Annotated in this window: 20 protein-coding genes and 1 pseudogene; 8 read left to right on the forward strand and 13 right to left on the reverse strand. The window is 63.4% G+C overall.

The annotated features are described in order from the left end of the window. The 3 genes and pseudogenes from P0D87_RS28920 to queF all read left to right on the forward strand — a co-directional run. Positions 1-526, forward strand: a pseudogene (locus P0D87_RS28920) (threonine ammonia-lyase, biosynthetic); the annotation flags it as partial. Between the two features lie 29 nt (positions 527-555). Next, on the forward strand, positions 556-1,458 hold the full coding sequence (locus P0D87_RS28925; protein ID WP_006047983.1) for a 5'-nucleotidase: 903 nt from the start codon (positions 556-558) through the stop codon (positions 1,456-1,458). After that, positions 1,455-2,279 carry an NADPH-dependent 7-cyano-7-deazaguanine reductase QueF gene (queF, locus tag P0D87_RS28930; protein WP_053857500.1) on the forward strand — a complete coding sequence of 275 codons (825 nt, stop codon included), beginning with the start codon at positions 1,455-1,457 and terminating at the stop codon, positions 2,277-2,279. The genes P0D87_RS28925 and queF overlap by 4 nt, the downstream gene beginning before the upstream one ends. A 69-nt stretch (positions 2,280-2,348) precedes the next feature. On the opposite strand, the gene P0D87_RS28935 is transcribed toward queF, so the two are convergent. From P0D87_RS28935 to P0D87_RS28945, 3 genes are all read right to left on the reverse strand, one after another. Then, complete coding sequence (locus P0D87_RS28935; RefSeq protein WP_006047985.1) at positions 2,349-2,735, reverse strand: RidA family protein; 387 nt, start codon at positions 2,733-2,735, stop codon at positions 2,349-2,351. 89 nt (positions 2,736-2,824) lie between these two features. After that, positions 2,825-4,306, reverse strand: a complete 1,482-nt coding sequence (locus tag P0D87_RS28940; RefSeq protein WP_053857499.1) for an N-acyl-D-amino-acid deacylase family protein — start codon at positions 4,304-4,306, stop codon at positions 2,825-2,827. Positions 4,307-4,309: 3 nt separating this feature from the next. Further along, on the reverse strand, positions 4,310-5,200 hold the full coding sequence (locus P0D87_RS28945) for a MurR/RpiR family transcriptional regulator (RefSeq protein ID WP_053857498.1): 891 nt from the start codon (positions 5,198-5,200) through the stop codon (positions 4,310-4,312). Between the two features lie 112 nt (positions 5,201-5,312). On the opposite strand from P0D87_RS28945, the gene P0D87_RS28950 reads away from it, so the two are divergent. Beyond that, entirely contained in the window at positions 5,313-6,590 is a 1,278-nt protein-coding gene (locus P0D87_RS28950) for an amino acid deaminase (protein ID WP_053857497.1), read from the forward strand. A 59-nt stretch (positions 6,591-6,649) separates the two neighbouring features. On the opposite strand, the gene P0D87_RS28955 is transcribed toward P0D87_RS28950, so the two are convergent. Both P0D87_RS28955 and P0D87_RS28960 read right to left on the reverse strand, forming a co-directional pair. Continuing rightward, positions 6,650-7,141: a MarR family winged helix-turn-helix transcriptional regulator gene (locus P0D87_RS28955; RefSeq protein WP_006047989.1), complete on the reverse strand. Its 492-nt coding sequence runs from the start codon at positions 7,139-7,141 to the stop codon at positions 6,650-6,652. 29 nt (positions 7,142-7,170) lie between these two features. Beyond that, positions 7,171-8,766, reverse strand: a complete 1,596-nt coding sequence (locus P0D87_RS28960; RefSeq protein ID WP_006047990.1) for an MDR family MFS transporter — start codon at positions 8,764-8,766, stop codon at positions 7,171-7,173. A 138-nt stretch (positions 8,767-8,904) separates the two neighbouring features. Here P0D87_RS28960 and P0D87_RS28965 point away from each other — a divergent pair, with 138 nt between their 5' ends. Continuing rightward, positions 8,905-9,747, forward strand: coding sequence for an EcsC family protein (locus P0D87_RS28965; protein WP_006047991.1), 843 nt, complete (start codon positions 8,905-8,907; stop codon positions 9,745-9,747). Here the strand turns inward: P0D87_RS28965 and P0D87_RS28970 are convergent. From P0D87_RS28970 to P0D87_RS29005, 8 genes are all read right to left on the reverse strand, one after another. Beyond that, a complete protein-coding gene (locus P0D87_RS28970) occupies positions 9,717-10,682 on the reverse strand; it encodes an alpha/beta hydrolase (protein ID WP_053857496.1) in 966 nt (321 codons plus the stop codon). The genes P0D87_RS28965 and P0D87_RS28970 overlap by 31 nt on opposite strands. 123 nt (positions 10,683-10,805) lie before the next feature. Further along, positions 10,806-11,240, reverse strand: coding sequence for a CHRD domain-containing protein (locus tag P0D87_RS28975; protein ID WP_006047993.1), 435 nt, complete (start codon positions 11,238-11,240; stop codon positions 10,806-10,808). Positions 11,241-11,519: 279 nt separating this feature from the next. Further along, the gene (locus tag P0D87_RS28980) at positions 11,520-15,971 is read right to left on the reverse strand and encodes an ATP-binding protein (protein WP_408637098.1); all 4,452 of its coding nucleotides are present in this window, start codon (positions 15,969-15,971) and stop codon (positions 11,520-11,522) included. 29 nt (positions 15,972-16,000) lie between these two features. After that, positions 16,001-16,747, reverse strand: coding sequence for an aquaporin Z (gene aqpZ, locus P0D87_RS28985; RefSeq protein WP_053858949.1), 747 nt, complete (start codon positions 16,745-16,747; stop codon positions 16,001-16,003). Between the two features lie 240 nt (positions 16,748-16,987). Next, complete coding sequence (locus P0D87_RS28990) at positions 16,988-17,632, reverse strand: response regulator (protein ID WP_408637093.1); 645 nt, start codon at positions 17,630-17,632, stop codon at positions 16,988-16,990. A gap of 119 nt (positions 17,633-17,751) precedes the next feature. Further along, on the reverse strand, positions 17,752-18,441 hold the full coding sequence (locus P0D87_RS28995; protein WP_408637094.1) for a response regulator: 690 nt from the start codon (positions 18,439-18,441) through the stop codon (positions 17,752-17,754). A gap of 135 nt (positions 18,442-18,576) precedes the next feature. Further along, positions 18,577-19,305, reverse strand: a complete 729-nt coding sequence (locus tag P0D87_RS29000) for a response regulator (protein WP_082366934.1) — start codon at positions 19,303-19,305, stop codon at positions 18,577-18,579. A gap of 277 nt (positions 19,306-19,582) precedes the next feature. Next, a complete protein-coding gene (locus P0D87_RS29005; protein ID WP_053857493.1) occupies positions 19,583-21,121 on the reverse strand; it encodes an MFS transporter in 1,539 nt (512 codons plus the stop codon). 94 nt (positions 21,122-21,215) lie between these two features. Here P0D87_RS29005 and P0D87_RS29010 point away from each other — a divergent pair, with 94 nt between their 5' ends. The 3 genes from P0D87_RS29010 (at position 21,216) to P0D87_RS29020 (ending at position 24,487) form a co-directional block, all read left to right on the forward strand. After that, positions 21,216-22,103: a LysR family transcriptional regulator gene (locus tag P0D87_RS29010; RefSeq protein ID WP_006048000.1), complete on the forward strand. Its 888-nt coding sequence runs from the start codon at positions 21,216-21,218 to the stop codon at positions 22,101-22,103. 366 nt (positions 22,104-22,469) lie between these two features. Further along, the gene (locus P0D87_RS29015) at positions 22,470-23,150 is read left to right on the forward strand and encodes a c-type cytochrome (protein WP_408637095.1); all 681 of its coding nucleotides are present in this window, start codon (positions 22,470-22,472) and stop codon (positions 23,148-23,150) included. After that, on the forward strand, positions 23,147-24,487 hold the full coding sequence (locus P0D87_RS29020; RefSeq protein ID WP_053857491.1) for a c-type cytochrome: 1,341 nt from the start codon (positions 23,147-23,149) through the stop codon (positions 24,485-24,487). The genes P0D87_RS29015 and P0D87_RS29020 overlap by 4 nt, the downstream gene beginning before the upstream one ends. Positions 24,488-24,493 lie beyond the last annotated feature (6 nt).

The raw sequence follows: 24,493 nt of genomic DNA on the forward strand, positions 1-24,493 counted from the left end.
CGTGTTCGCCGTGACGATTCCGGAAGAGCGCGGCAGCTTCAAACGATTCTGCGAACTGGTCGGCACACGCAGCGTCACGGAGTTCAATTACCGGATTGCACAGGCCGAATCCGCGCATATCTTTGTGGGCGTGCAGATCAGGAACCGCAGCGAATCGGCGCAGATCGCAAGCGCATTCGAGGCGCACAATTTCGCCACCGTCGATCTGACTTTCGACGAACTCTCGAAGCAGCATATCCGCTACATGGTCGGCGGACGCTCGCCGCTCGCACACGACGAACGTCTGTTCCGCTTCGAGTTTCCCGAACGGCCGGGCGCGCTGATGAAGTTTCTATCGTCGATGGCGCCGGACTGGAACATCAGCCTCTTTCACTACCGCAATCAGGGCGCGGACTACAGCTCGATTCTCGTCGGCATTCAGGTGCCGGAAACGGATAACGCCGAGTTCGACCGCTTCCTCGCGACGCTCGGCTATCCGTACTGGGAAGAGACGCAGAATCCGGTTTACCGGCTGTTCCTCGGCTGAACTACTGAAACGAAAACCTGAACCCGCAGATGGCTCTTTCGCTTGTCGACAAACTGGTGGTGGCGATCTCGTCGCGCGCGCTCTTCGACTTCGAGGAAGAGAACCGCGTGTACGAGGAAGGCGACCTTCGCGCCTATGAAGCGTTGCAGCGCGAGCGGCTCAATGTCCCCGCGAAACCCGGCGTCGCGTTCCCGCTGATCCGCAAGCTGCTGGCATTGAACACGAGCGGGCATCGCGTGGAAGTGGTGATCCTGTCGCGCAGCGATCCGATCAGCGGCCTGCGCGCGTTTCATTCCTGCCGCGAACATGGACTCGCGATCGAGCGCGGCGTGTTCACGCGCGGACGCGCGCCGTTCGCTTATCTGAAGCCATTGAACGCGTCGCTCTTTTTGTCCGCGAATCAGGACGACGTGCGCGACGCGCTCGCCGCCGGTTTCCCGGCCGCACGCGTGCTGCCGGAATCGGCGAAAATGGCGAGCAAGTATCCGGACGAAATCCGCATTGCTTTCGACGGCGACGCCGTGCTGTTTTCCGACGAAGCCGAGCGCGTGTTTCAGAAGGACGGTTTGCGCGCGTTCGTCGGCCACGAGACGCACAACAAGGATTTGCCGCTTGCCGACGGGCCGCTGAAGCCCTTGCTCGAAGCGCTTCATCGGCTGCAAAAACTCGCGGATCAAGCCGCGCCGATGCATATTCGTACGGCATTGGTGACGGCGCGTTCGGCGCCCGCGCACGAGCGCGCGATCCGAACCCTGATGGCCTGGAACATCGAAATCGACGAAGCGATGTTCCTCGGCGGCCTCGACAAGAGCGCATTTTTGCGCGAGTTCGAGCCGGACTTTTTCTTCGACGACCAAATTGGCCATTGCGAATCGGCCCGCGTCGTGACGGCGACCGGGCACGTGCTGAGTGGCATCGTGAATGCATCATGACACCCGAACAATCACCGCTGGGTAAGGCCTCCACTTACACCGAACAGTACGACGCCTCGCTGCTCTTTCCGATTGCGCGCAAGAACGCGCGCGAGGCGATCGGCATCCACGCGCAATTGCCGTTCTTCGGCACGGACATCTGGAATGCGTATGAGTTGTCGTGGCTGAATCAGCGCGGCAAACCGCAAATCGCAGTGGCCACGTTTTTCGTGCCGGCGGACTCGCCGAACATCGTCGAGTCGAAGTCGTTCAAGCTTTATCTCGGCTCGTTTGCGCAGACCGCGTTCGAGTCAATTGAAGCGGTGCGCGACACGATCAAACGCGACGTGTCCGCGTCGTGCGGCGCGACGGTCTCTGTCTATCTGACCGGGCCGCATGACTTCGGCAAACTGAAGATGGAAGAATTCGAAGGTACGTCGCTTGATCGCCTGGATCTCGACACGGACGTGTACACGCCGGACGCTTCCCTGCTGACGGCCGCGCTTCACGAAGCGCCCGTCGAGGAAACGGTGTTCTCGAATCTGCTGAAATCAAATTGCCCGGTGACGGGGCAACCGGATTGGGGCAGCGTGCAGATTCACTACGTCGGCCCGCAAATCGATCATGCAGGCTTACTGCGCTACATCATCTCGTATCGCAATCACACGGGTTTTCACGAGCAATGCGTCGAGAAGATTTTTATCGACGTGCTGAAGGCGTGCAAGCCGGTGAAGCTCGCGGTTTATGCGCGCTATACACGGCGCGGCGGGCTCGACATCAACCCGTTCCGCACCAACTACAACTTGCCGATGCCGGACAACCTGCGTTTGGCGCGGCAATAAAAAAGTACGTGCGCTTATCGCCGCGGACGTTCATTCGACGCTCCGCGGCGAAGCGCTAATAACGTAACGTTAAGCCGCCGGCTTCTTATAAGCGACGCAATCCACTTCGACCTTGCAGTCGATCACCATCGACGAAACGACACAGGCGCGCGCCGGCGGATTGTCGCCGAAGTATTCGCGGAACACCTTGTTGAACGACGCGAAGTCGCGCGGGTCGTCGAGCCACACGCCGCAGCGCACGACATGCTCCGCGCCGTAGCCGGCTTCCTTCAGAATCGCGAACACGTTTTGAATCGCCTTATGCGATTGCTCGACGATGCCGCCGTTGATCACCTCGCCGTTTTCCATCGGCGTCTGTCCCGACACGAACAGCCAACCGTCGGCTTCGACCGCACGCGAAAACGGCATGTGCTGACCGCCCGTTCCCTTACCGCCTTCAACACCATATCGCTTCATCTTTACGCTCCTTGAAAGTTCGGCGCGCGTGGCCGTAGTGCCGCGCGCCTTGATAGATCGTTCAACCCCTCAACCCATTACTCGATAACTCAGAATGCGCCTTCAGCGTCGCCCTTCGACGCCGCGCCGCGCGCAACGAAATGGCCGGCGCGTTCGCCCGTCACTTCGCCGTTCCGGTACGACAGCGCGCCGTTGACCCACACCGCGTCGATGCCGTCAGCCGCTTGCTGCGGCTTTTCAAAAGTAGCCGCGTCACGCACTTTCGCGGGATCGAATAGCACGAGATCGGCGTGATAGCCGATATGCACCTCGCCGCGTTGCGCAAGGCCAAAGCGTCGCGCGGAGAGGCTCGTCATCTTGCGCACCGCTTCCTCGAGCGGCAGCAAACCGGCGTCGCGCGCATAGTGGCCGAGCACGCGCGGAAACGCACCCCACAAACGCGGGTGCGGCAGCGGATCGTTCGGCAAGCCGTCGGAGCCGACCATCGTCGCGGGATGCGAGAGGATGCGCCGCACGTCGTCCTCGGACATGTTGTGATAGACCGCGCCCGCCGGTTGCAGGCGCTTGCCCGCTTCCTGCTGCGTGACGCCCCACTCGGCGGCAATCTCCTTCACGAGCTTGCCGGCCATCTCGGGATGCGGCTCCGACCACGTAATCGTAATGTCGATGTCGCCGGTGACCTGCTTCAGATCGAGCGTCGACGAACTGCGGTTGTACGGATAGCAATCGCAGCCGATCGGCTGCATGCGCCGCGCGCCTTCGAGCGAGTTCAGCACTTCGACGCTGCGTCCCCAGTTCGACGGCCCCGCGCATTTCAGATGCGAAATGATGACCGGCACGCGTGCATGACGGCCGACGCGATAGGCTTCGTCCATTGCGTCGAGAATCGCGTCGAACTCGGTGCGCATGTGCGTGGTGTAAAGCGCGCCCGCGGCGGCGAGCGGTTCGGCGAGCGCCATCACTTCTTCGGTCGGCGCGGCAAATGCGGAACCATAAGCGAGTCCCGAACTGAGGCCGAGCGCGCCGTTCGCGAGCGCCTCTTCGAGCTGCGCACGCATGCCTTCGATCTCCTGCGGCGTGGCCGCGCGATCCAGCCGGTCCATCTGATTGTTGCGCAGCGCCGTGTGCCCGATCAAAGCGCCGACATTCACCGCCGGACGCGCCGCGTTCACCGCCTTCACGTAGTCCGCGAACGTCGGGTACTGGAACGCGTCGCGCTCGCCGAGCAGATTCATCGGATCGGGCGGATCGCCCTTCAGCGCAACCGGCGACGCGCTAATGCCGCAATTGCCGACGATCACCGTCGTCACGCCTTGCGTGATCTTCGGCAGCATTTGCGGCGAGCGGATCACGTGCGTGTCGTCGTGCGTGTGAACGTCGATGAAGCCCGGCGCCAGCGCGCGGCCTTCGGCTTCGATCACGTCTTCGGCGAGCCAGTTCGACAGATTGCCGATCGCGACGATGCGCCCGTCGCGCACGGCCACGTCGCGCTCCACAGGCGGCGCGCCCGTGCCGTCATACAATTGCGCGCCGACAATCAGCGTATCGGCGGCTTCGGGATGCGAGTGCATGGATCAGTCTCCTAATGGTTGTCGATCGCCGCCGCCACGATGCGTGTCGAGCGCGTGCTTCATGCGACGCAGCAATTCGCGGCTCTCGTCGCCCTGACTGACGGCCAGTTCGGTGACGAGCACGTCGAGCGCCATCATCATCGCGTAACGCGACGAAGACGGCTTGTAAATGAAGTCGGTCTCGAACGCGACAATCGGGATCAGCCAGTCGGCGAGCTTCGCGAGCGGCGACGCCGGCGCGGTGAGCGCGATCACCGTCGCGCCGTAGCTGCGCGCGATCTTGCAGTTCTCCACCATCTCCGGCACGCGACCGGTCGTGGAGAGCGCGATCAGCACCGTGTCGTGCGAGACCGTGCTCGCGACCATGCGCTGCAACAGGCCGTCCTGATACGTGGCGACGGGCCGACCGAGGCGCACGAGCCGGAAACGCATTTCGTCGGCGAGCGCGGTCGAGCCGCCGCCCATGCCGAACACGTAAATCATGCGCGCGGCGCGCAGCGCGGCAGCCGCTTCGGCCAACGGCGCCTGCCGCAGCAATTGATGGTTGTGCGCAAGCGCCGTCTGCAATTCGTCGAACACGCGCGTCGCGATGTGCTCGGGCGCGCCAGCAGGCGTGCCCGCCTGCAAGAACCGCTGGCCGACCGCCGCAGCCTGCGCGAGCCTCAGCTTCAACTCGCGGACGTCGCGGCAGCCCACCGCTTTCGCAAACCGCGTGACCGTCGCGACGCTCACTTCTGCCTGCTCGGCAAGCGCGCCGATGCTGGCGCGCGAGGCGCCCGTCAGATCGTCGAGAATCAGCGCGGCCACCTTGCGCTCGGCCGAACGCAACTCGGGCGCGCATTCGGCAATGCGCGCGACGATGTCGAAGGTCAGCGGTTCGGCGGCGGAGTTCATCGCGGCTCGTGAAAGGGCGTGGTACTAAATAACATTTCTCCGTCCATCGTACTTTCGGTAACATGATAAAGTCAACTTGGATGCAATTTAACCGGACGATGGAGCAGGAGACATGAAAGTTACAAACTATCAGGGCGCAACGATTGATCCTTATAGCAAGGGCTTGGGCATGGTTCCGGGCGCGAGCATCCAGCTCACGGACACCGGGCGTCTCGAGTGGAATCTGCTGAACGAAGACGTGAGCCTGCCGGCCGCCGTGCTGTACGCGGACCGCGTCGAGCACAACCTGAAATGGATGCAGGCATTCGTCGCCGAATACGGCGTCAAGCTCGCGCCGCACGGCAAGACGACGATGGCGCCGCAACTGTTCCGCCGTCAATTGGAAACCGGCGCGTGGGGCATTACGCTCGCCACCGCGCATCAGGTGCGCGCGGCTTATCACGGCGGCGTGTCGCGCGTGTTGATGGCCAACCAGCTCGTCGGGCGCCGCAACATGATGATGGTCGCCGAGTTGCTGAGCGACCCGGACTTTGAGTTCTTTTGCCTCGTCGATTCAGTGGAAGGCGTCGAGCAATTGGGACGCTTTTTCACGTCGGTGAAGAAGCCGTTGCAAGTGCTGCTCGAACTTGGCGTGCCTGGCGGGCGCACCGGCGTGCGCGACGAAGCGCAGCGCAATGCGGTGCTCGAAGCGATCGGCCGCTATCCGGGCGTGCTGAAGCTCGCGGGCGTCGAGTTGTATGAAGGCGTGCTGAAGGAAGAACACGAGGTGCGCGAGTTTCTGCAAAGCGCCGTTGCGGTTACGCGCGCGCTCGTCGACGGCGGGCGTTTCGAGCGTACGCCGGCGATTCTGTCCGGCGCGGGCTCGGCATGGTACGACGTGGTCGCGGAGGAATTCTCGAAGGCGTCGCAGAGCGGCAAGGTCGAGGTCGTGCTGCGGCCCGGCTGTTATCTGACGCACGACGTCGGCATTTATCGCAAGGCGCAGACGGACATCTTCGCGCGCAATCCGGTCGCTAAAAAGATGGGCGAAGGCTTGCTGCCTGCGTTGCAATTGTGGGCTTACGTGCAGTCGATTCCCGAGCCCGACCGCGCGATCATCGGTCTTGGCAAGCGCGACTCGGCATTCGACGCAGGCTTGCCGGAGCCGGCGCGCCATTACAGGCCGGGCAGTGAGGCGCCGCGCGACATCGCCGCGAGCGAAGGCTGGGAGATTTTCGGCTTGATGGATCAGCACGCGTATATGCGGATTCCCGCAGGCGCCGATCTGAAGGTGGGCGACATGATCGCGTTCGACATCTCGCACCCGTGTCTGACGTTCGACAAATGGCGCCAGGTGCTGGTCGTCGATCCGGCTTATCGCGTGACGGAAGTGATCGAAACGTTCTTCTGATTTTTTGCGTTTGAGGGCGGGCGCGGCGTGGAGTGGATGCACTGAGGCGCCGCGGCGCTTCAGCGCTCCGCTCGTGAGGCTTCGGCGGCAAGCTCGACAGGCGTTTGTGCAACATTCGCCGCCGACACGACTTCTCCGATTCTCGCCTCGAGCATCTTCAACGCGCCGGACAACGCGCTCAGCGCGTCGTCCGGCAGCGCGGCCATCGTGTCGTGCAAAAACGCGTTGCGGCGCGGCAGGCTGGCTTCGGTTGCAGACAGGCCCGCTTCGGTCAGGCGCACATTGGTCACGCGGTTGTCGCGCGAGTCCATGCTGCGCGCGATCCAGCCCAATCCTTCGAGCGCTTTCAACTGGCGCGTCAATGCGCCGGGATCGACGCGCAATTGCTCGACAAGCCGCTTCTGCGACGATTCGCCCCCCTGCTGATGCAGCGCGAGCATGATGCGCCAGCGCGGCAACGGGTGGCCGACTTGCGCCTCGAACGCCGACATGAACGCCCGGTATGTGCGGCCGAACTGCTGCATGACGGCTACGCGGTCCTGTTCTTCCATGATGGTTCTATCAAGCTGCAATCGAAAAATCAGTCCGCGTGGACCACCGGCTCGAGCTTGCGCTGGAGCTTGATCGGCGGAACGCGGCGGCTTTGCCATACCGACACGACGGCGACGACAGCCGCCATCGCGAGACCAAAGTGAATCGCCGAGACGAGCGTTTCGCGCGCGGTCTCGAGAAGCATCGCGCCATTATGGCCGGCTTGCGCCAACTCGCCGAGGAGCGTTGTTTGCGCTTCGTGATTGATGAGGATCTGCGGATCGCCCAGGTCGCTGAACCATTGTGACGCGCGATCGCTTTCGAGCGTACTGCGCACGCCGCTCGCGTACATATGGCTGATGAGCGTTCCGGTCAGCGCGGTGCCGATCATGCCGCCGATCATCCGTAGCGATTGCAGCAGCGCGGTTGCAATGCCGAGATGCTCGCGGCCGGCCGTCTGCTGCGCGAAGATGGTGAGGTTCGGCATGACGAAGCCGAGGCCAAGGCCGCCGAGCACCATGAACGACATGAGGAGCCAATGCGGCATCGACCGCGTGGCGACCACCACGCCGAAGCACGCGAGCGCGATCAGCGCGAAGCCGACGTACAACATGAGATTCGGATTGCGCACGCGCGAAACCACGCGTCCGTTCGCGATGCTGCCGATCGTGATGAACACGACGAGCGGTGTGATGACGACGCCCGCTTCTTTCGGCGACATGCCGAAGCCGCCCTGGAACAACAGCGGCGCGTAGAAAAGCAGCGAGAACATCGTGAAGCCGCCGAGCACCGCGAGCGTGAACAGCGCGGCGAGACTCGGGTTGCGGAACATATCGACGGGAAGGATCGCCGTCGGGCAGCGCTTCTCCCATTGCCACAGCGCATACGCCGAAGCGGCGCTCAGCACGAGCAGCGCACACGCGCTGAGCGTGAGCCCATGCTTCGGCAGCAATTCGACGAACAACTGCAGCGAGCCGAGCGCCACCGCGATCAGCGCGGCGCCGGGCCAATCGAGCCGCATCTTGCCTTCATGTTCGACGTGCCGCAGATGCGGCAGAAAGCGCCAGACGAAAAAGAGCGATAGCAGGCCGACCGGCAGATTCACGTAGAAAACCGAGCGCCAGCCGTAGTACTGAGTGAGGAAGCCGCCCAGCGACGGCCCGACCGCATTGGCGATGCCGAACGCCGAACTCATCAGCACCTGCCAGCGCAGGCGCACGACCGAATCGGGAAACAGGTCGGGAATGCAGGCAAACGCGGTGCCGACCAGCATGCCGCCGCCGATGCCTTGCAGGCCGCGCGCGAGCACGAGAAACAGCATGTTGTTCGCCATGCCGCACAGCACCGACGCGGCCGTGAACACGACGATCGACGCGATCACGAACGGCTTGCGTCCGTAATAGTCGCCGAGGCGCCCGAAGATCGGCACGGTGATCACCGAGGTCAGCAGATACGACGTGGCCACCCACGCGTACAGCTCGAAGCCCTTGAGCTCGGCGACGATGGTGGGCAGCGCGGTGCCGACGACCGTCTGGTCCAGCGCGACCAGCATGGTGACGAAGGAAATGCCGAGCATCGCCAAAAGCGATTCCCGGAACGGCAAGACTTGCCCACTCGAATGGTGGGCGGCGGTGTGGACAGCCATTTTTGATAGAGCAACAGTTGACGCGTCAAACGATTAGGGAATCATACCACGCATGTTGGCTCTAAGCAGGACGTCGACGGCGGGCATGAGCCCGTTCGTCGACGGAAAAAAGCACATCACATCACGCCAGGGAGGCGCATGGAGCCGGGTTCGCTCGCAGGACAATCGTTGTCGGAAGAAGATCTGAGCGCGCTGCGACGCGCGAAACACGAACTGGAAAGCCCCGCGCTGGCGATGAAGCTGGCGAGCATCGTCGGCGCGCCGTTGGAGAAGCTGCTTTCGCGCATGCCCGCGTTCGCCAACGAGAAGGTCACGGACGCCACCGAACTGGCTTTGCGCAAGTGTCTGTCCATTGCGCTGCGCACGCTGGGCCGGCGCGACGGCGCGTCGTCGCTGCTCGCGCCCGAGAAGCCGAGCAATCTGCTGCACAAGTTCGCGGTGGCAACGACCGGCGCGGCCGGCGGCGCATTCGGCCTCTTTGCACTGCCCGTCGAATTGCCGGTCACGACCACGCTGATGTTCCGCTCGATTTGCGACATTGCGCGCAGCGAGGGCGAGGATCTGACGTCGATCGACACGCAGCTCCAATGTCTGACGGTGTTGGGCATGGGCGGCACGTCCACGGCTGACGACGACGCCGACTTCGGCTACTTCATCATGCGCGGCGCGCTGGCGCAGGCGGTGTCGAAGGCGTCGTCCGAAATCGCGACGAAGGGATTCACCACGCACGGCTCGGCCGCCTTGCTGCGCCTCGTCAATACGATCGCCGCGCGCTTCTCCGTGCAGGTGAGCGAACAGATCGCCGCGAAGTCCATTCCGGCGATCGGCGCGGTGCTCGGCGCAATGGTCAACACGGTTTTCATCGACCACTTCCAGCAGGTCGCGCACGGCCACTTCACGGTGCGTCGACTGGAACGGCAATACGGCGAGCCGACGGTGAAAGCCGCGTATCAGACTATCGACGTCACGCTCGGCGCCTGAGCGGCATCGGCGGCGTGGCGTGTCGCGCGCGTCACGAAGGCGGCTGCGCGATCGAGCGCGCGGTTCGCCTCGGGCACGAATGGCGCGAAGAGCGGCCACACGTGCGGCATCTTTTTCCACACCTCGAGTTCGCAATCGACACCCGCCGCGCGCGCGTTCGCGGCGACGCGCCGCGAGTCGTCGAGCAGCACTTCGGTGCTGCCCGCCATCATGAAAAGCGGCGGCAAGCCGCGCAGGTCCGCGTACAGCGGTGACGCATACGGATGCGTGGCGGGCATCTCGCCGAGATAGACCTTGGCCGCCCGCGAGATTGCCGGGCCGCTGAACATCGGGTCCGCGCCGTCGTTATCGACGATGCTCGCGCCGGTTGCCGCGAGATCCGTCCACGGCGAGAACAGCAGTGCGCCGGCGGGCAGCGGATCGCCCGCGTCGCGCAGCGCGACCAGCGCCGCGAGCGCGAGGCCGCCGCCGGCCGAATCGCCTGCAATCACGATCGACTCCGGCGCTGTGCCGTCAGCGATCAATTGACGGTAGGCGGCGGTCGCATCGTCGAGTGCGGCCGGGAAGCGGTGCTCCGGCGCGAGGCGGTAATCGAGCGAAAAGACCCGTGCATTCGCACGCGTGGCGAGACCGAACACGATCGAGCGATGTGTCCGCGGCGAGCAGAAGTAGTAGCCGCCGCCGTGGCAGTAGAGCACTGTGGGTTGCGCGCCGGCTGCGGGTTGGTCCGCTGCGGGCTCGATCCATTCGCCTCGCAGTGGGTTGCCGTCCGCGCCATCGAGTTCACGCAGACGCCAGCCGCGCGGCACGTCGGGCGACCACACGCGCTTCGCCGTCAACGCGCGCGCCTTGTGGACGTCGATATGCGGTTTCAGGGTTTGAGGGCGAAATTGCCTGCGCAAAAACCAGCACGCGAGTGCGCTTTGCCAGCTCATCGGGACACGCTCCTTCGGAAATGTCCCGTCATGGTACGTGCGTTGCCCGCTGCGTCGGTGGATGGCGGCTTCTAATCGTGAAGGCGCATCCGCCGATCCGACCGTGCTACGCAGTACCGCGCGCTAGTTGGCAGGCAGCACTTGCCCGCGAATTTCACCCATCGGGTTCTGCGCGGTGTGAATGTTGAAGTACCACTGCCCTGCCATCAGGTCGGTCACCTGCTGTTCGCTGAGGGCCGCCGAGCCTTTCATGGGACTCGCTACCGCGCTTTTGTCGATGGGAACCTGCACTTTCGCGTTCTGCCCAACCGGCGCCGGACCGTGGAAATGCGCGGCCGTGACGGGGCCGCTGAGCCCTTCATAGGTGACGGTCCATTGGAGAGATTTCGTCGACGTGTCGAAGGTTGCGTTCAGCGCGCCGTGACCGTGACTCACACGCGGTGGCACTTCGCTGGAAGGTTCGAGGTCTGCTTTCAGCGCAACGGTGTCCGCAAACGCGGCGCCCGCCATTGCCGCCCACAAAGCCATCGCGATATTGAGTTTTTTTAGCGTATTCATGGTCTTCTCCGACGAAATGCACCGCGCCGGCGCCACGGCCGCGCGAAGCCATCACATACTAGTGCAAATCGTCGGAGGGCGTCGATGGTGGGAGTGGACGCAGCAAATGCACCGCTCGACGCTTGTTGCGATTTTCCCGAACAGTTATTTGCAAATTATGGAATGAATCATCCGGGCGATCCCTGGTATGCTTTGACCTCGCGAGAAGTGACTCCTTCATCGAGGGATGTCTCCAAATCTTTAACGCGGCTTCGGCCGCGTTTTTTTTCGTCTAAGCGTTCAGGCGAGCAGCGCGGCTTGCTGCTCGATGCCGTCCAGCATTGCATTGCACTTGTCGATGAGCGCAAGTCCTTCGCGGCGCGCCCGCTTCGGCTCGCTGATGACGCTGTGGCGATATTCGTCGAGCGCGCTGATGAGCGGCGGGTATTGCAGCACGCTAGCCGCGCCCATCACCCGATGAAGCCACTCGCGCACGAGAACCATATCGACGTTCTCGAGCAACGGCGTGAGCGACCGAACGTCTTCGCGCACGGAAGAAACGAACGAATCGAGCAAAGCCTTGACCGTCGATTCGCTGCCCCACAATTGCGTCATGTGACCGAGATCGACCGGGACGAAGGGCTCGGCGGCCGTTGCTGACGCCCCGGCAAGCTCCGTGGTGTCGGCGGTTTCGACCGGAGCGGCCTGCCACGCGCTGTCAATGCCGAACCAGCGGCTCAGATATTCACGGAGCGTGGCGAGGCGTGTCGGCTTGATGAGGCTCTCGTCCATGCCCGCCTCGCGGCACAGGTTGAGGTCTTCGGGCGCCGTGTTCGCGGTGACGCCCAGAATCGGCAGACGATGCGAAACGCCATGCTCCTGCTCTCGTTCCCGAATGCGCTGCGTCAATTCATAACCGGACACGTTCGGCATATGACAGTCGGTGATCAGGCATCCGTAACTGGTGTGTTCGAGCGCGGTTAACGCTTCCGCGCCGTCGTTCGCGACGTCGCACGCAAAACCAAGCAGCGCCAGTTGATGGCGAATCAACTCCTGATTCACCGGATGATCTTCAGCGACGAGAATCAGGCGGCCGCTCGCCATAGCCCGCTCGCGGTCCGGCGGCGCGGTGATGCCTTCGCGCACAGCCGACGCACCAGCCGACGGCGTCGGCGCGGACTGAAGTCCCGTCATGACCGCCGCGCACGCCGCACCGAGCCCGCGCCATGATATGGGGTTGATGCTCAGGCGCACGTTGGCGTCTTCGAGAATGCGGTAGCCCGTGGGCTTGGCCTTCTCCGTCAGCGAGATCACGCGCAGCTTGTGCGTGACGTTGGCGGGCAGCGTCAGGTCCTCGCTCACGAACAATAAGTCGACGTCGCGTAGCGTCGCGCTGCAACGCAAATCCTCGGCGTCTGCCGGAATGTGGTACAGGTCGAGCCCCAGCGCTTGCCCGAAGTGGACGAGCGCCTGGCCGACTCGCGCGTCGTTCGTCGCGACGAGACAGCGCTTGCCGCGCAAGCCGCTCACCGAATAGCGCTGCGTCTCGACCGGCATGCTGAGCCGCACGGTCATGCGGGTGCCGCGGCCGGGTTCGCTGTCTAGCGCCAGCGAGCCGTCCATCAGTTGAATCAGCTTGCGGCAAATCGTCAAACCGAGGCCGGTTCCGCCGAAGCGGCGCGTAGTGGACGACTCGGCCTGTACAAACGGCTCGAACAGTTTCGCCTGCAACTCCGCCGGGATGCCGATACCGGTATCTTCGACGATGACTTCGATTGTCTGAAGCTCGCCAGTCTGCGCAACCGCCGCCACGCGCACGTCCACGTGACCTTCGGGCGTGAACTTGATTGCGTTGCCGAGCAGATTGAAAAGCACTTGGCGCAGTCTCACGCTGTCGCCTCGCAGCGTGGCCGCGACGTCAGATGCAATGTCCACCCGGACTTTCAGGCCCTTCTCGTGCGCGCGGCCGGCGAGCAGCCCCACGGCGTTGTCGACCATTTCACGCAGATCGATGGGCTCCGCTTCGATCGTCAGGCGGCCGGCCTCGATCTTCGAGTAATCGAGCAGATCGTCGAGGATTTGCAGCAGCGCGCCCGCCGACTCGTGAATCATGCCGAGCATTTCCCCCTGGTCGGAGTTGAGCGGCGTGCGTTCCAGCACCTCGACGAGCCCGAGCACGCCATTCATCGGCGTGCGGATTTCGTGGCTCATCATCGCGAAGAAGTCGTCTTTGGCGCGCGAAGCGGCCTCCGCCAGGTCGCGCGCCCGGGCGAGTTCCTCGGCACGCGCGTGCTCAATGCTCGCGTCCACCCAGTAGCCGCTCCATACGACGCCCCCGTCCGCTTCGCGGCGCGGCACCAGTTCCGCGCGAGTCCATTTGAACTCGTGTTCGCGGCCTAGACGAAACTCGACGAGCACCGGCGTTTCAAGGCGCGCCGAACGTTCGAGTTCCGCAAGCACCACTGGCCGGTCTTCGTCGCAAATGCGCGCGAAGTCGGCATGTTCGAGGCATGTCTGCCTTATTCCGCTTTCGCCAAGCAGAAGTTTTGGCGCACCGCCGATGTAGGGAAACGAATAGGCGCCGTCCGCCGCGCGGCGCAATTGGAACACCACCGCTGGCAACGAACGGGTGACATCGAATAGCCGCCGCTCGGTGTCGCGCGCGCGCATTTCGGCACGCCGGATGTCGGTGATGTCGACCATGGTGCCGAGCGAACAGACCGGCTGACCGTCATTGCCGCGGCAGATGCTGGTCCAGAACAGGCCGTGCCGCAAATCGCCGGGGCCGCGCTCGAACTGAAGCTCGACCTGGGCCATGTCGCCGCCTTGCAGCAGGTCGAGCCTCATTTTCTCCAGCACATCGCTGTTGGCTTCGCCCCACGTCTGAACGTCCATCGTGGTGCGTCCGAGAACTGCCTCGCGGCCTCGCCCGCATGCCGCTTCATACGCACCGTTGACGGCGATGTAGCGACCTTGCAAATCCTGCGCGACGAGCGGATAGGGAACCATCTTCATCATGGTTTCCTGGAAGTTCAGTTGCAACGCGAGCTCCTGCTCGGTTTGCTTGCGGCGCCTGACTTCGCGCTGAAGGAGCAGATAAGCGCGCAACGTGACCAGCAACGCGACACCGATGCCGATCAGCACAGGCAAGAGGCGCACGGCCGTCACGCTCCACGTACCCGTTGCCGGTGTGTTGCCGGTCACCCATTTCTGCCGGATGCGCTGCCTCTCGGCAGGCGGCATGGCCAGCAATGCACGGTCGATCAGCCCGGCGAGCGGACTCAGGTCCGGACGCACGGCGAAATCGAGGGCGTCCGACTCGCCGACCGTGCCCAGAATCTTTAGCACGCCCGAGTATTGCCGCTTGAGCACCGTGTCCACGGCAGCCACATTTTCCACGACGACGTCCGCTTCGCCAGAAGCAACCATGCGCAACGCTTCGTCGAGGCTTGGCGCGATGGCCAGGTGGTCCTTCGGGATGCGTTGGAACGCGAGCAGACCCGCCCCCGCGACATGCGACGACACCACGACGCGCCGCGCGGCAAAATCGCCGAGCGAACGTGCGGCGGGCTCGTCGTCGCGACCGACCATCACGAGCGGATAGCTTTCGTATGCACGGGTATGCCGCGCCTTCTGAAGGCGCGGATCGTTGCTCGATCCTGTGGTGAGAATGGCCAGTTCGCCGCGCTGGAATGCGTCGATCGTGCTCGGCCAGTCGGGCTGCCGCGCGCGGTTGAATACCACGCCGAGCGTGCGGCTCAGGTAGGCGAGATAGTCGGCGGTAATGCCGGCCGGATGCCCGGATGCGTCGATATAGCTGAACGGCGGCCAACTGCTGTCGAAGCCGACTTGCAACGGCGGCAGCGACCGCAGCCAGGCCTGCTCCTGCTGCGTCAGTTCCAGGCGAGACGTGGCGGATTCGGGTTTCGCGTCGAAATTGCCCGAGAGCCAGTGAACGCGAATCGCCGTATCGTCGGCCTGACTCATGGATGCCAACGCACGATTGAGCCGGTCGCGCAATGCAACCTGGTTGCGCGGCACACCGAACCGCAGTTCCGCGCTCCGGCTGGTTTCCCCGAACGCGACACGCAGATTGCGGAACTCGTCGGTGGCGAGTGCATATTGGATGGCCGGCGTGAAGCCCATGTAGACATCTGCATCGCCGCTAGCAACCGCGGCGAGCGCCGCGTGCGTCGACGTAAAAGCGCTGATCTGGGCGCGCGGAAAGCGTTCGCGCAAAGAGCGCTCGAGCGCAAAGCCTTTCTCGATCGCGATGGACGCTGCCGCGACGCGCGCGGGGCCTTCGTACAGTTCACCGTCCCTGCGGACCACCGCCGATGTCGACGCGCGAAAATACGGCGCCGTGAAACTGAGGCATCGCTCGCGCTCGGGAGTGCGGGCGACGCTAATCAATAGATCAACTTCCCCCGCGCAGGCTGCGGCGAGCAGTTGCGGCATGTCGGGAAACGCCTTGGCCTCGATCACGACGTTCGGCCCGACCAGCGCACGCAGATAGTCGACGCTCAATCCGGTCAGCCGGCCGTCCTGCAGCGCGTCGAACGGCAACCAGTTGTCCGCGAGCACGCCGACGGTAATTTTCTGCGGAAAAGCTTCAACCGTCCGCACCGCAGCGGAATCCCCAAACGACTCCGCGACCGCTGCCGATTGCGCAGCGGCAAACAGAGCCAGTCCTACGAGACATAGGCAGACGCGCCGGAATACGCGCGCTATCGCGGCCCTTTCGAAGCCCATCGCGGTGAATTTCAGAGACACGGCGCGACTCAAGCGGCTTCGCTCTGCCGATCGGCAAGCGCAGCGGCAGACTGCTCGGATCTGCCGGACAGGACCGAAAACACAAAGCCCGCCACGACCCCGCCCGACATGGGCGCCGCCCAGAAGAGCCACAACTGGTCGAGCGCCCAGTCGCCGACGAAAAGCGCCTGCGCCGTGGAGCGCGCCGGGTTCACCGAGCCGTTAGTAACCGGAATCGACACCAGATAGATGAGCGCCAGACATCCGCCGAGGACCACGGGCCCGGCCACCTCCGCCTTGTATCGCGTGGCCACGAAGAGGCTCACCATGACGAACGCGAACGACAGCACGAATTCGATCGCGAGCGCGGAGTGCAGTTTGTAGTCCGAAGGAGAATGGTCGCCAAAACCATTGGCCGCGAATTCGCTCGCGCCCATTTCAAAGCCGGGGCGGCCGTTCGCCACATAGACGAGGAGCGCAGCGGCCGCGACTGCGCCGAGAATCTGCGCGGCGATGTAGGGCAGCAAGTCTTTGACGGGGAACCGTTGCGCGGCCGTGAAACCGACCGTGACCGCGGGATTGAAATGCGCGCCCGACGTCCCGCCGAACCAGTAGTTGGCCGTGGCGAGCGCGAGGCCGAACGCGAGTGAGACCTCGAGTACGCCGTACCCCTGCTGAACGGCGCCGGTGTTCAACACAATACTGCCGCAGCCGACGAAAACAAGCCATGCAGTACCTACGCCCTCGACCAACAACCGCTTACCTAGCACGGCCATGCCGCCCTCCTGTCGCGATGCAAGGCGGAAGGCGCCGCGAAATTTCTGCAGCACACCCGCCTCAAGTTCCCGGCTTTGAGCGGTCTAGCCTCGAGAAATAACTGCTTCTATGAGGCTAACGTCAGCAAAGGCCGAAGCTAATTCGCAACTATGTAGCGGCGAGGCGCGTCTACCAATCAGAAGAGTCCTAATTTCAGGACCGCGAGATGTCGGTATAGGGGCGTGGCGCCAGCAGGTCGCCTAGACCAGTCCGATTTGCCGCGCGTACTCGATGAGGTCGGATTCAGTCTCGAGACCCAGCTTGCGCATGGCGGTGCGCTTCTGAGTGCTAATGGTTTTTCCGCTGCGCTCGAGACGCTTCGCGATTTCGTGCACAGCGAGACCTTGCGTATAGAGCTGAAATACTTCCCATTCGCGCGCGCTGAGAACGCTGGCACGTAGTTGCGGAGGCGTCTCGCTGATCTCCAATACATTGCGCACTCGATCCGACAGATAGACGCCGCCCGACATTGCTGCACGGATCGCGTCGATCAACGCTGCTGTCGTGTCGCGCTTGTCCACTATCGCGCTGACGCCGAGGTGTAACAGCCCTGACAGCATATGCGCGTGGCAAATCATGGTGAGGACGACGACAGGCGGATGCGCGCGCCCTCGCAACACGCGGCGCAGGAACGACACGGCGTTGCTCCCGCCGTCCAGTCCGGGCATGCCGATGTCGGATATGACGGCGTCGCACTCACAGATGTCGAGCAATTCGGCGAGCCCATGGGTGTCGGCCGCCTGCCCGACGATCTCGATTTTCGATGTGGCCTGCAGCAACCGCGTCACGCCGACGCGAACACAGTCGTGGTCGTCCGCCACGATAACGCGGATTTTGTCTGTCATTGTTTTCTTGACTTATCGACTGGCTGCCCAATACGAGATGTACTTCCCCAGGCAACGCCAATCCATTTTTTGTTCGCCGCGCCGGCCCGGCGCGACGTCCACTTGTAGCTATCGGTGCGCTAACGGCCTTCGGTGTGCGTCTCCGACACCACGCCATGCTCGACCGCAAACCGGAACAGTTCCGCGTCGCTATTTAACGAAAGCTTGCGCATGGCCGTACATTTCTGAGCGCTGATCGTCTTGACGCTGCGCCCGAGCCGGCCCGCAATTTCGGTGACGCCGAGCCCCGACGCGTACTGAGTGAATACTTCCAGCTCGCGCCGCGACAACACCGAGCGCACGAAGTCGAGCCGCTGCATCGCCGCTGCCTTGGTAATGAGCGTGCGCACCGCCGGTCCCAGATAGCATTCGCCCGCAAGCGCCGTGACGATTGCCACGTGGATCAGATCGATACGGTCGCGCTTGCTGATCAGCGCGTCCACGCCGAGCGAGATCACGCTTTGCAGCGCCGCGGCCTCGGTCTCCATGGTGAGCACGATGAGCGCGACGTCAGGATAGCGCCTCCTGAACTGCCGCACGGCCTCGACTCCGCTGCCGTCTGCGCCACCTGGCATGTACAGATCCATGAGCACGAGGTCACAGCCTGTGCGGTCGACCTCGGCAAAGAGCTCGGTCGCGGGGGGCGCGCGGCCGACGACCTCCATGCTCGGGTAGCCGCCTATCAGATTTTCGATCGCCAGCAGGACGAGCGGATGATCGTCCGCGATGATCGCCCGGACCGGTGTGCTTATTGCAGCGGTGTCGCCCATCGTCTACCTCTTCTCCATGTTCTGACTCCCGTCACCGTGTCCCGCGCAACCGGTCCCGCTTGATCATCAAGCATTACGATGGCCTTAAACATAAGATCGGTCCGAAACAACTTCAAAAACGGATCGATTAATTGCTTAGCTATGCGATCCAATCTTAAGAATTTCACTGGACCTGATGCACGAGAATAAACCAGGATCGTTAGTAACGCCAAGTTTTGTCATTGCTTCACGCTTTCGCCGAATAACAGTGCGGCGATGACATCCGAGAGCAGCGGCAATTTCCGCAATTGAGTGGCCTTCTACGAACATCCTGACGACCGTCGTCTGCATTCCCGACAGCGGAAGCGCCATCTTGCGATCGCAACCCGTCTCCGGTCTTGCGAGAAGTCTCGCAATCGAACTTCCGATATATCGCGCGCCGCTTGCAGGTTCGTCGATCGCGCGCCACAGTTCGCGTGTCGACTCGCTCTTGCTTAGCAAGCTCACAGCGCCGTCCGCTGCAAGCGCGTGGAGAAGCGCAGGGTTGGTTGTCGTCGACATGACGATGATGCGCAGGCCCGGCCACTCGGCCTGGATATGGCGGATGAGGTGCAATTCGTCTTCGATGAGGCCGGCGGGATCGGGCATCGACAGATCCGTAACCAGCACGTCGCACGGCGTGCGCCGCAGCAGTTCGATCAATGTCGTGGGACTACCAGCCTGCCCGACGATCGCGACGCCGGCACGCGTCTCAAGCATGCTTCTGACACCAAGCAGAACGAACGGATGATCGTCGGCAAGAACAATTCGAATGTTCACTAGGATTTTCTCGCGCTGAATGTAGGAATAGTTATCAGATACGCAGAACAGATTAAGACGCTCCACGCGTGTCCCGCCGCGGACACATTTGAATGTGAGCGCGCGGCACGACCATAAAATCACCACCCCGCGCAAAACTAAAATCGGAGCGCTCCTAATCCTGTAGTGAATCGAACCGCCAAAGGCTTAAATACCCAAAGTGAATAATTCGCGAAGGTCTACGCGGGGGAGATTGGCGCGCAAACCAGGCGCCATTAACACCGTCTTGCACACCGGCTTGTGCGGCGTCCAGATAAACGTCGCGCGAAATGGAAATACGCTGTGTGAAAATTCTTAACCCACGTCAACAGGTTTGCGTCACGCGCGCCGAATCCATGCGCGCAGCGCGCGGGAAAACCGGCAGCGCGAGCAACGCGCTCACACTCGCGACCGCCCACACCATCGGCCACGATCCGAGCGAGAGCAGCGGCGGAATCGCAAGCGGCGTCAGAAAAAGCGTGAGGAAAACGCAGGTATTGCCGATCGCGAGCGCAGTACCTGCGCGGTTCGTGCCGGCGAGCGTCGCGAGCTCGGTGAACGCGACGCCGTGCCATGCGGACGCGCTCACGCCGCCGAGCACGATCATTGACGCGAGGATCATCGTGACCGGCGTGAGCGCGACGTGCTGCATGCCGGCGACGCCGGTCGCGAGGGCAAGCGCGGCGAACAGTACGGCCGTGAGCAGACTGCAGCCGCGCGTGTAGGCGCGCCGATTGCCGTGCCGATCCGTCCACCTGCCGCTGCAGACGCGCGCGATCGCCGCGCCGGCCTGCACCGCCGCCATCGCCACGCTGATCGTCAGCACGTCGGCGTGACCGAAGTCATGCAGAAACACGGTTCCGAACGTGACGACGGCAAGCTGCGGCACGCAAAGCGCGCCCGCTCCGAGCGCGACGCGCCAGATGCCGATTTCGCGCAGCGGCGAGGGGGTTTTGGCTTGGCTGGTGTTGGCGACGTTGGCCTTGGCGAGGTTGACCTTGGCGCCGTTGGTGTTGGCATGCACGGCACGTCCGCCGCCCGCCGCATCGGCTGCTCGTACTGCACGTTCGCCACGCACCGCACGCGCACCTTGCGCGGCACCGTCAGCACGTACGATACCCACCGCGTCTACGGCACGCTGACCATCAGCAGCACCCGCAGCCTCCGCCGCATCGCCGGCCCGCCCATAACGCGCCGCGCCTCCATACGCCGCGCCCGCATCGCCGTCCACAACATGCGCCGGTTCATGCAGCCATCGCCATGCGAACCCCGCCGTTATCGCGCAACCCAGCGCCAGCACCGCATAAACGCTCACGAAGCCGAACCTCGACGCCAGCGCCGGCAACAGCAGCGCGCCAAGTCCACCGCCCGCCGGCACCGCCGTTTGACGAATGCTCATGGCCAGTCCGCGCTCGCCTTCACGAAACCACGCCATCACCGCGCGGCCGCTCGATCCGTTGACGCTGCCGCCGAGCAGGCCGACCAGCAGCAAGCCGACCGCCAGCGTCGTGACGTGAGGCACATGCGAGCCGAACGGCGCCGCGAAGAGCGCAAGGCCGGCGAGCGCCGCCGCGGTGGACAGCAGTCCCAGCAAGAGCACGCGACGGTCGCCCCAGCGGTCCGTCAAGAGTCCCCACGGCAGTTCACTGACCGCGATGCCCAAACCGAGCATGCCAAGCACGAGGCCGAGTCCCTCGTTGCCGAGGTGATAACCCGAGCGCAAATAAACAGCCGTCATAGGAATGCCCGAGAAAGCCGCCGAAAAGCTCGCGTTCGCCGCGAAACCGACGCCCAGCACCTTCCATTTGTGGCTCGCCGCGCGTCCGCCGATGACCAAGCCGCTTGCCGATAACCCGTTTGCCATGATTCCTCCGCGATGATTTCGGAGGTATCCTACGGCGACGGCTTCCATCGGAAAAGCCGGAAATACAGATGCCATCCATCGGAACAAACGAAACATGAGCCAGCGCGGATTCGACCTGACGCAACTCCGCACCTTCGTCGCCGTCGCGGAATCGGGCAGCGTGTCGGCAGGGGCGGAGCGCGTTTTCCTGTCGCAATCGTCGGTTAGCGAGCAACTGAAAAAACTCGAGGAACGCGTCGGCCAGCCGCTCTTCGTACGCAGCAAGCAAGGCGTGAGCGCGACGCCTGCGGGCAGCCGCCTGCTCGAACACGCGCGGCGCATCATCGCAATGAGCGAAGCGGCGTTCGAAGACCTGCAAGGCCGCTCGCTCGACGGCGAATTGCGCATCGCGATCACCGACTATTACCGCCCGCACGACATCGCCCGCATCCTCAAAACGTTTTCCGAGCAGCATCCGCGTCTGAAGCTGCATGTCACCGTCTTGCCGAGCGCCGTGATCGACAGCCACGCCGCCGACGACGCCTCGTTCGACATCGGCCTCTCGTTGCGGCTCGTCACCGGCAACTCGCGAGCGAACGGCCGGCGCGGCGCTGCACAAAGCACCGTGGTCAGGCGTGAGAAGCTGCTGTGGGTCAGCGCCGCCGATGCGAGTCCGCGCCCCGCCTCGCCGTATCAACTGGTGCTGCTGCCGTCGAGTTGCCAGTTGCAGCGCTTCGTCGTCAAACTGCTCGACGAAAACAAGGTGCCCTATGTGGTGTCCCACTCGGCTTCGGGCGTGGCCGGATTGCAGCTCGCGTTAAAGGCGGGGCTCGGCATCTCGTGCCTGAATGAATCGTCGATTGGCGCGGGCGTGATCGCGTGCCCGCCCGGCATCGGCTTGCCCGCATTGCCTGCCGTCGAATTCCATCTATTGCCAGGCCGAATTGGCGAAAGCGAACGCGTGAGCAATGCGCGCCTAGCGTTGATGCGGCTCTTCAGTTAAGCACATCGGACTGTCACATTCGCCCGCCGTGGAATTTGCGTGCAGTGCAAATTGAAGCATTGAAAGCGCTTTGAAGCGCATCTATGATGGTCAGAGACGAATCAACGAGCCGCCGTCTTCGGCACATACACGCGCTTGCTTGATTTGAATCAAGCAATTGCATCGCAATGGCGAATCAACTTTATTCTCCAGAATAAGCTTCCCTTCGCAGTCTGTGCTGTCGTAAGAGAGAAAGTGATAGACCCGCTGTGCGTGGTGACTGGAAAGCAGCCCAGTCGCGAATGCGGGCGAAGCAAGCCGACAAAAAAACGTTTCCCAGCGAGGCCCGACGTGCATCGTAGAGCTTGGGGATTTGCCATTGTGTTTATGCTCCATCTCTTATGGAGCGGCGCCGCGCTAGCGGCCGGCAATGCAGCCGGCGCAATGCCTTCGGCCATGGACGAGCGCGTGCGCGCCTGCACTTCGTGTCATGGCGTGCAAGGTCAGGGCCTCAATAACGATTACTTCCCGCGCATCGCCGGCAAGCCCGCCGACTATTTGTTCAATCAACTCATCGCATTCCGCGACGGCGGCCGTACCTATCCGCCGATGGGTTACCTGGTCGCATTTCTGCCCGACGAGTATTTGCACAAGATCAGCGAGTACTTCGCCGATCTTCAGCCGCCCTATCCGAATGCCGATCACTCCGACGTCTCGCCCGCGGTGCTCGCCGCCGGTCAGCGGCTCGTGATGCAAGGCGATCCTGCGCGCAAGATTCCCGCGTGCATCGCGTGTCATGGCGCGCGCATGACCGGCCAGCAGCCGGGCGTTCCCGGCCTGCTCGGTTTGCACGCGAGCTATATCGCGGGGCAGATGGGCACCTGGCGTTCGGGCACACGCCACGCGCTCGCGCCGGATTGCATGCATTCGATCGCCGTGAAGCTGACCGACAAGGACATCACCGCAGTATCCACGTGGCTCGCGCGCCAACCGCGTCCTGCCGATCCGCGGCCCGCGCCGGCATCGGCGGAGCGCTTGCCTCTCGCATGCGGGAGCCAACCGCAATGAAACCGACACTTCGTCCGCCTCGCACGCCGATGCGCCGCCGCTTCGCGCTGCTCGCCGCCGCGGCGCTCGTATGCGGCAGCGCGATGCTTGCGCGCATGGCCGTGCCGTTGCCGCTCGTCGTCGCCGAAGCTCGCGCCGCGGAAAGCGCAGCAGTTCAACCCGGCGCAGCCGCCGACACGCGTCCCGACATCGTCAAGCGCGGCGAATACCTGGCGCGCGCGGGCGACTGCGTGGCCTGCCACACCGCGCCGCGCGGCAGACTGTTTGCGGGCGGCCTCGCGATGGAAACGCCGTTCGGCACGCTCTATTCGCCGAACATCACGCCGGACGCGCAATACGGCATCGGCACATGGAGCGAGGACGCGTTCTTCCGGATGATGCGCACCGGCATCACGCCCGAAGGCAAGCTGCTTTATCCGGCGATGCCGATTGCGCAGTACACCAAAGTCACGCGCGAGGACTCGGACGCGATCTTCGCTTATCTGAAGTCCGTCGAACCGGTGCGCGAGGCGAACCACAAGCACACGCTGCGCTTCCCGTTCAATCAGCGCAAATTGCTATACGGCTGGCGCACGCTCTATTTCCGCGAAGGCGAGTTCAAGCCCGATCCGACTCGTTCGGTCGAATGGAATCGCGGCGCGTATCTGGTCGAAGGACTCGGGCACTGCACGATGTGCCACACCAAGATCAACATGCTCGGCGGCTCGTCGCAGAGCGAGCAGTTTGCCGGCGGGCTGATTCCGGTGCAGAACTGGTATGCGCCCTCGCTCACTTCCGACAAGGACGGCGGCCTCGGTGACTGGAGCATCAAGGACATCGTCGATCTGCTGCAAGCGGGTATCTCGGACCGCGGCGCGGTGTATGGCCCGATGGCCGAGGTCACCTACCACAGCCTGCAATACATGACCGACGAAGACGCCAAGGCGATGGCCGCGTATCTGAAGACGCTGCCGGACAATCGCGGCCGCAAGGCCGGGCCGTCGGCGGCGACCAACACCAACGTATTCGCGCTCGGCGAAAAGATCTACGCCGACAAGTGCGCGCTGTGCCACGGCGCAAAAGGCGAAGGCAAGCTGCAGCACTATCCGCCGCTCGCTGCGAACCAGTCGATCGAAATGGACTCCGCGGTCAACCCGATCCGCATCGTGCTGAACGGCGGCTTCCCGCCTGGCACGCGACGCAACCCGGAGCCCTACGGCATGCCGCCTTTCGCGCAGGAGTTGAACGACACCGAAGCCGCCGCCGTCGTGACGTATATCCGCACCGCGTGGGGCAACCACGGCAAGCCCGTGACCGCACGCGAAGTCAACGAACTGCGCAAGGCGCCGCTGCATTAGCGCGGC

The sequence above is a fragment of the Paraburkholderia sp. RL17-368-BIF-A genome, assembly GCF_046054045.1.
Taxonomy (GTDB): Bacteria; Pseudomonadota; Gammaproteobacteria; order Burkholderiales; family Burkholderiaceae; genus Paraburkholderia; species Paraburkholderia graminis.

Excerpts from the sequence above, each read along its gene's own strand:
- P0D87_RS28945 (WP_053857498.1), bottom strand. The coding sequence starts at position 5,200 with ATGAACTCCGCCGCCGAACCGCTGACCTTCGACATCGTCGCGCGCATT.
- queF (WP_053857500.1), top strand. The coding sequence starts at position 1,455 with ATGACACCCGAACAATCACCGCTGGGTAAGGCCTCCACTTACACCGAA.
- P0D87_RS29010 (WP_006048000.1), top strand. The coding sequence starts at position 21,216 with ATGAGCCAGCGCGGATTCGACCTGACGCAACTCCGCACCTTCGTCGCC.
- P0D87_RS28970 (WP_053857496.1), bottom strand. The coding sequence starts at position 10,682 with ATGAGCTGGCAAAGCGCACTCGCGTGCTGGTTTTTGCGCAGGCAATTT.
- P0D87_RS28955 (WP_006047989.1), bottom strand. The coding sequence starts at position 7,141 with ATGGAAGAACAGGACCGCGTAGCCGTCATGCAGCAGTTCGGCCGCACA.
- aqpZ (WP_053858949.1), bottom strand. The coding sequence starts at position 16,747 with ATGGCCGTGCTAGGTAAGCGGTTGTTGGTCGAGGGCGTAGGTACTGCA.
- P0D87_RS29020 (WP_053857491.1), top strand. The coding sequence starts at position 23,147 with ATGAAACCGACACTTCGTCCGCCTCGCACGCCGATGCGCCGCCGCTTC.
- P0D87_RS28950 (WP_053857497.1), top strand. The coding sequence starts at position 5,313 with ATGAAAGTTACAAACTATCAGGGCGCAACGATTGATCCTTATAGCAAG.
- P0D87_RS28990 (WP_408637093.1), bottom strand. The coding sequence starts at position 17,632 with ATGACAGACAAAATCCGCGTTATCGTGGCGGACGACCACGACTGTGTT.
- P0D87_RS28965 (WP_006047991.1), top strand. The coding sequence starts at position 8,905 with ATGGAGCCGGGTTCGCTCGCAGGACAATCGTTGTCGGAAGAAGATCTG.
- P0D87_RS28935 (WP_006047985.1), bottom strand. The coding sequence starts at position 2,735 with ATGAAGCGATATGGTGTTGAAGGCGGTAAGGGAACGGGCGGTCAGCAC.
- P0D87_RS28925 (WP_006047983.1), top strand. The coding sequence starts at position 556 with ATGGCTCTTTCGCTTGTCGACAAACTGGTGGTGGCGATCTCGTCGCGC.
- P0D87_RS28960 (WP_006047990.1), bottom strand. The coding sequence starts at position 8,766 with ATGGCTGTCCACACCGCCGCCCACCATTCGAGTGGGCAAGTCTTGCCG.
- P0D87_RS28995 (WP_408637094.1), bottom strand. The coding sequence starts at position 18,441 with ATGGGCGACACCGCTGCAATAAGCACACCGGTCCGGGCGATCATCGCG.
- P0D87_RS29005 (WP_053857493.1), bottom strand. The coding sequence starts at position 21,121 with ATGGCAAACGGGTTATCGGCAAGCGGCTTGGTCATCGGCGGACGCGCG.
- P0D87_RS28980 (WP_408637098.1), bottom strand. The coding sequence starts at position 15,971 with ATGGGCTTCGAAAGGGCCGCGATAGCGCGCGTATTCCGGCGCGTCTGC.
- P0D87_RS29015 (WP_408637095.1), top strand. The coding sequence starts at position 22,470 with ATGCTCCATCTCTTATGGAGCGGCGCCGCGCTAGCGGCCGGCAATGCA.
- P0D87_RS28940 (WP_053857499.1), bottom strand. The coding sequence starts at position 4,306 with ATGCACTCGCATCCCGAAGCCGCCGATACGCTGATTGTCGGCGCGCAA.
- P0D87_RS28975 (WP_006047993.1), bottom strand. The coding sequence starts at position 11,240 with ATGAATACGCTAAAAAAACTCAATATCGCGATGGCTTTGTGGGCGGCA.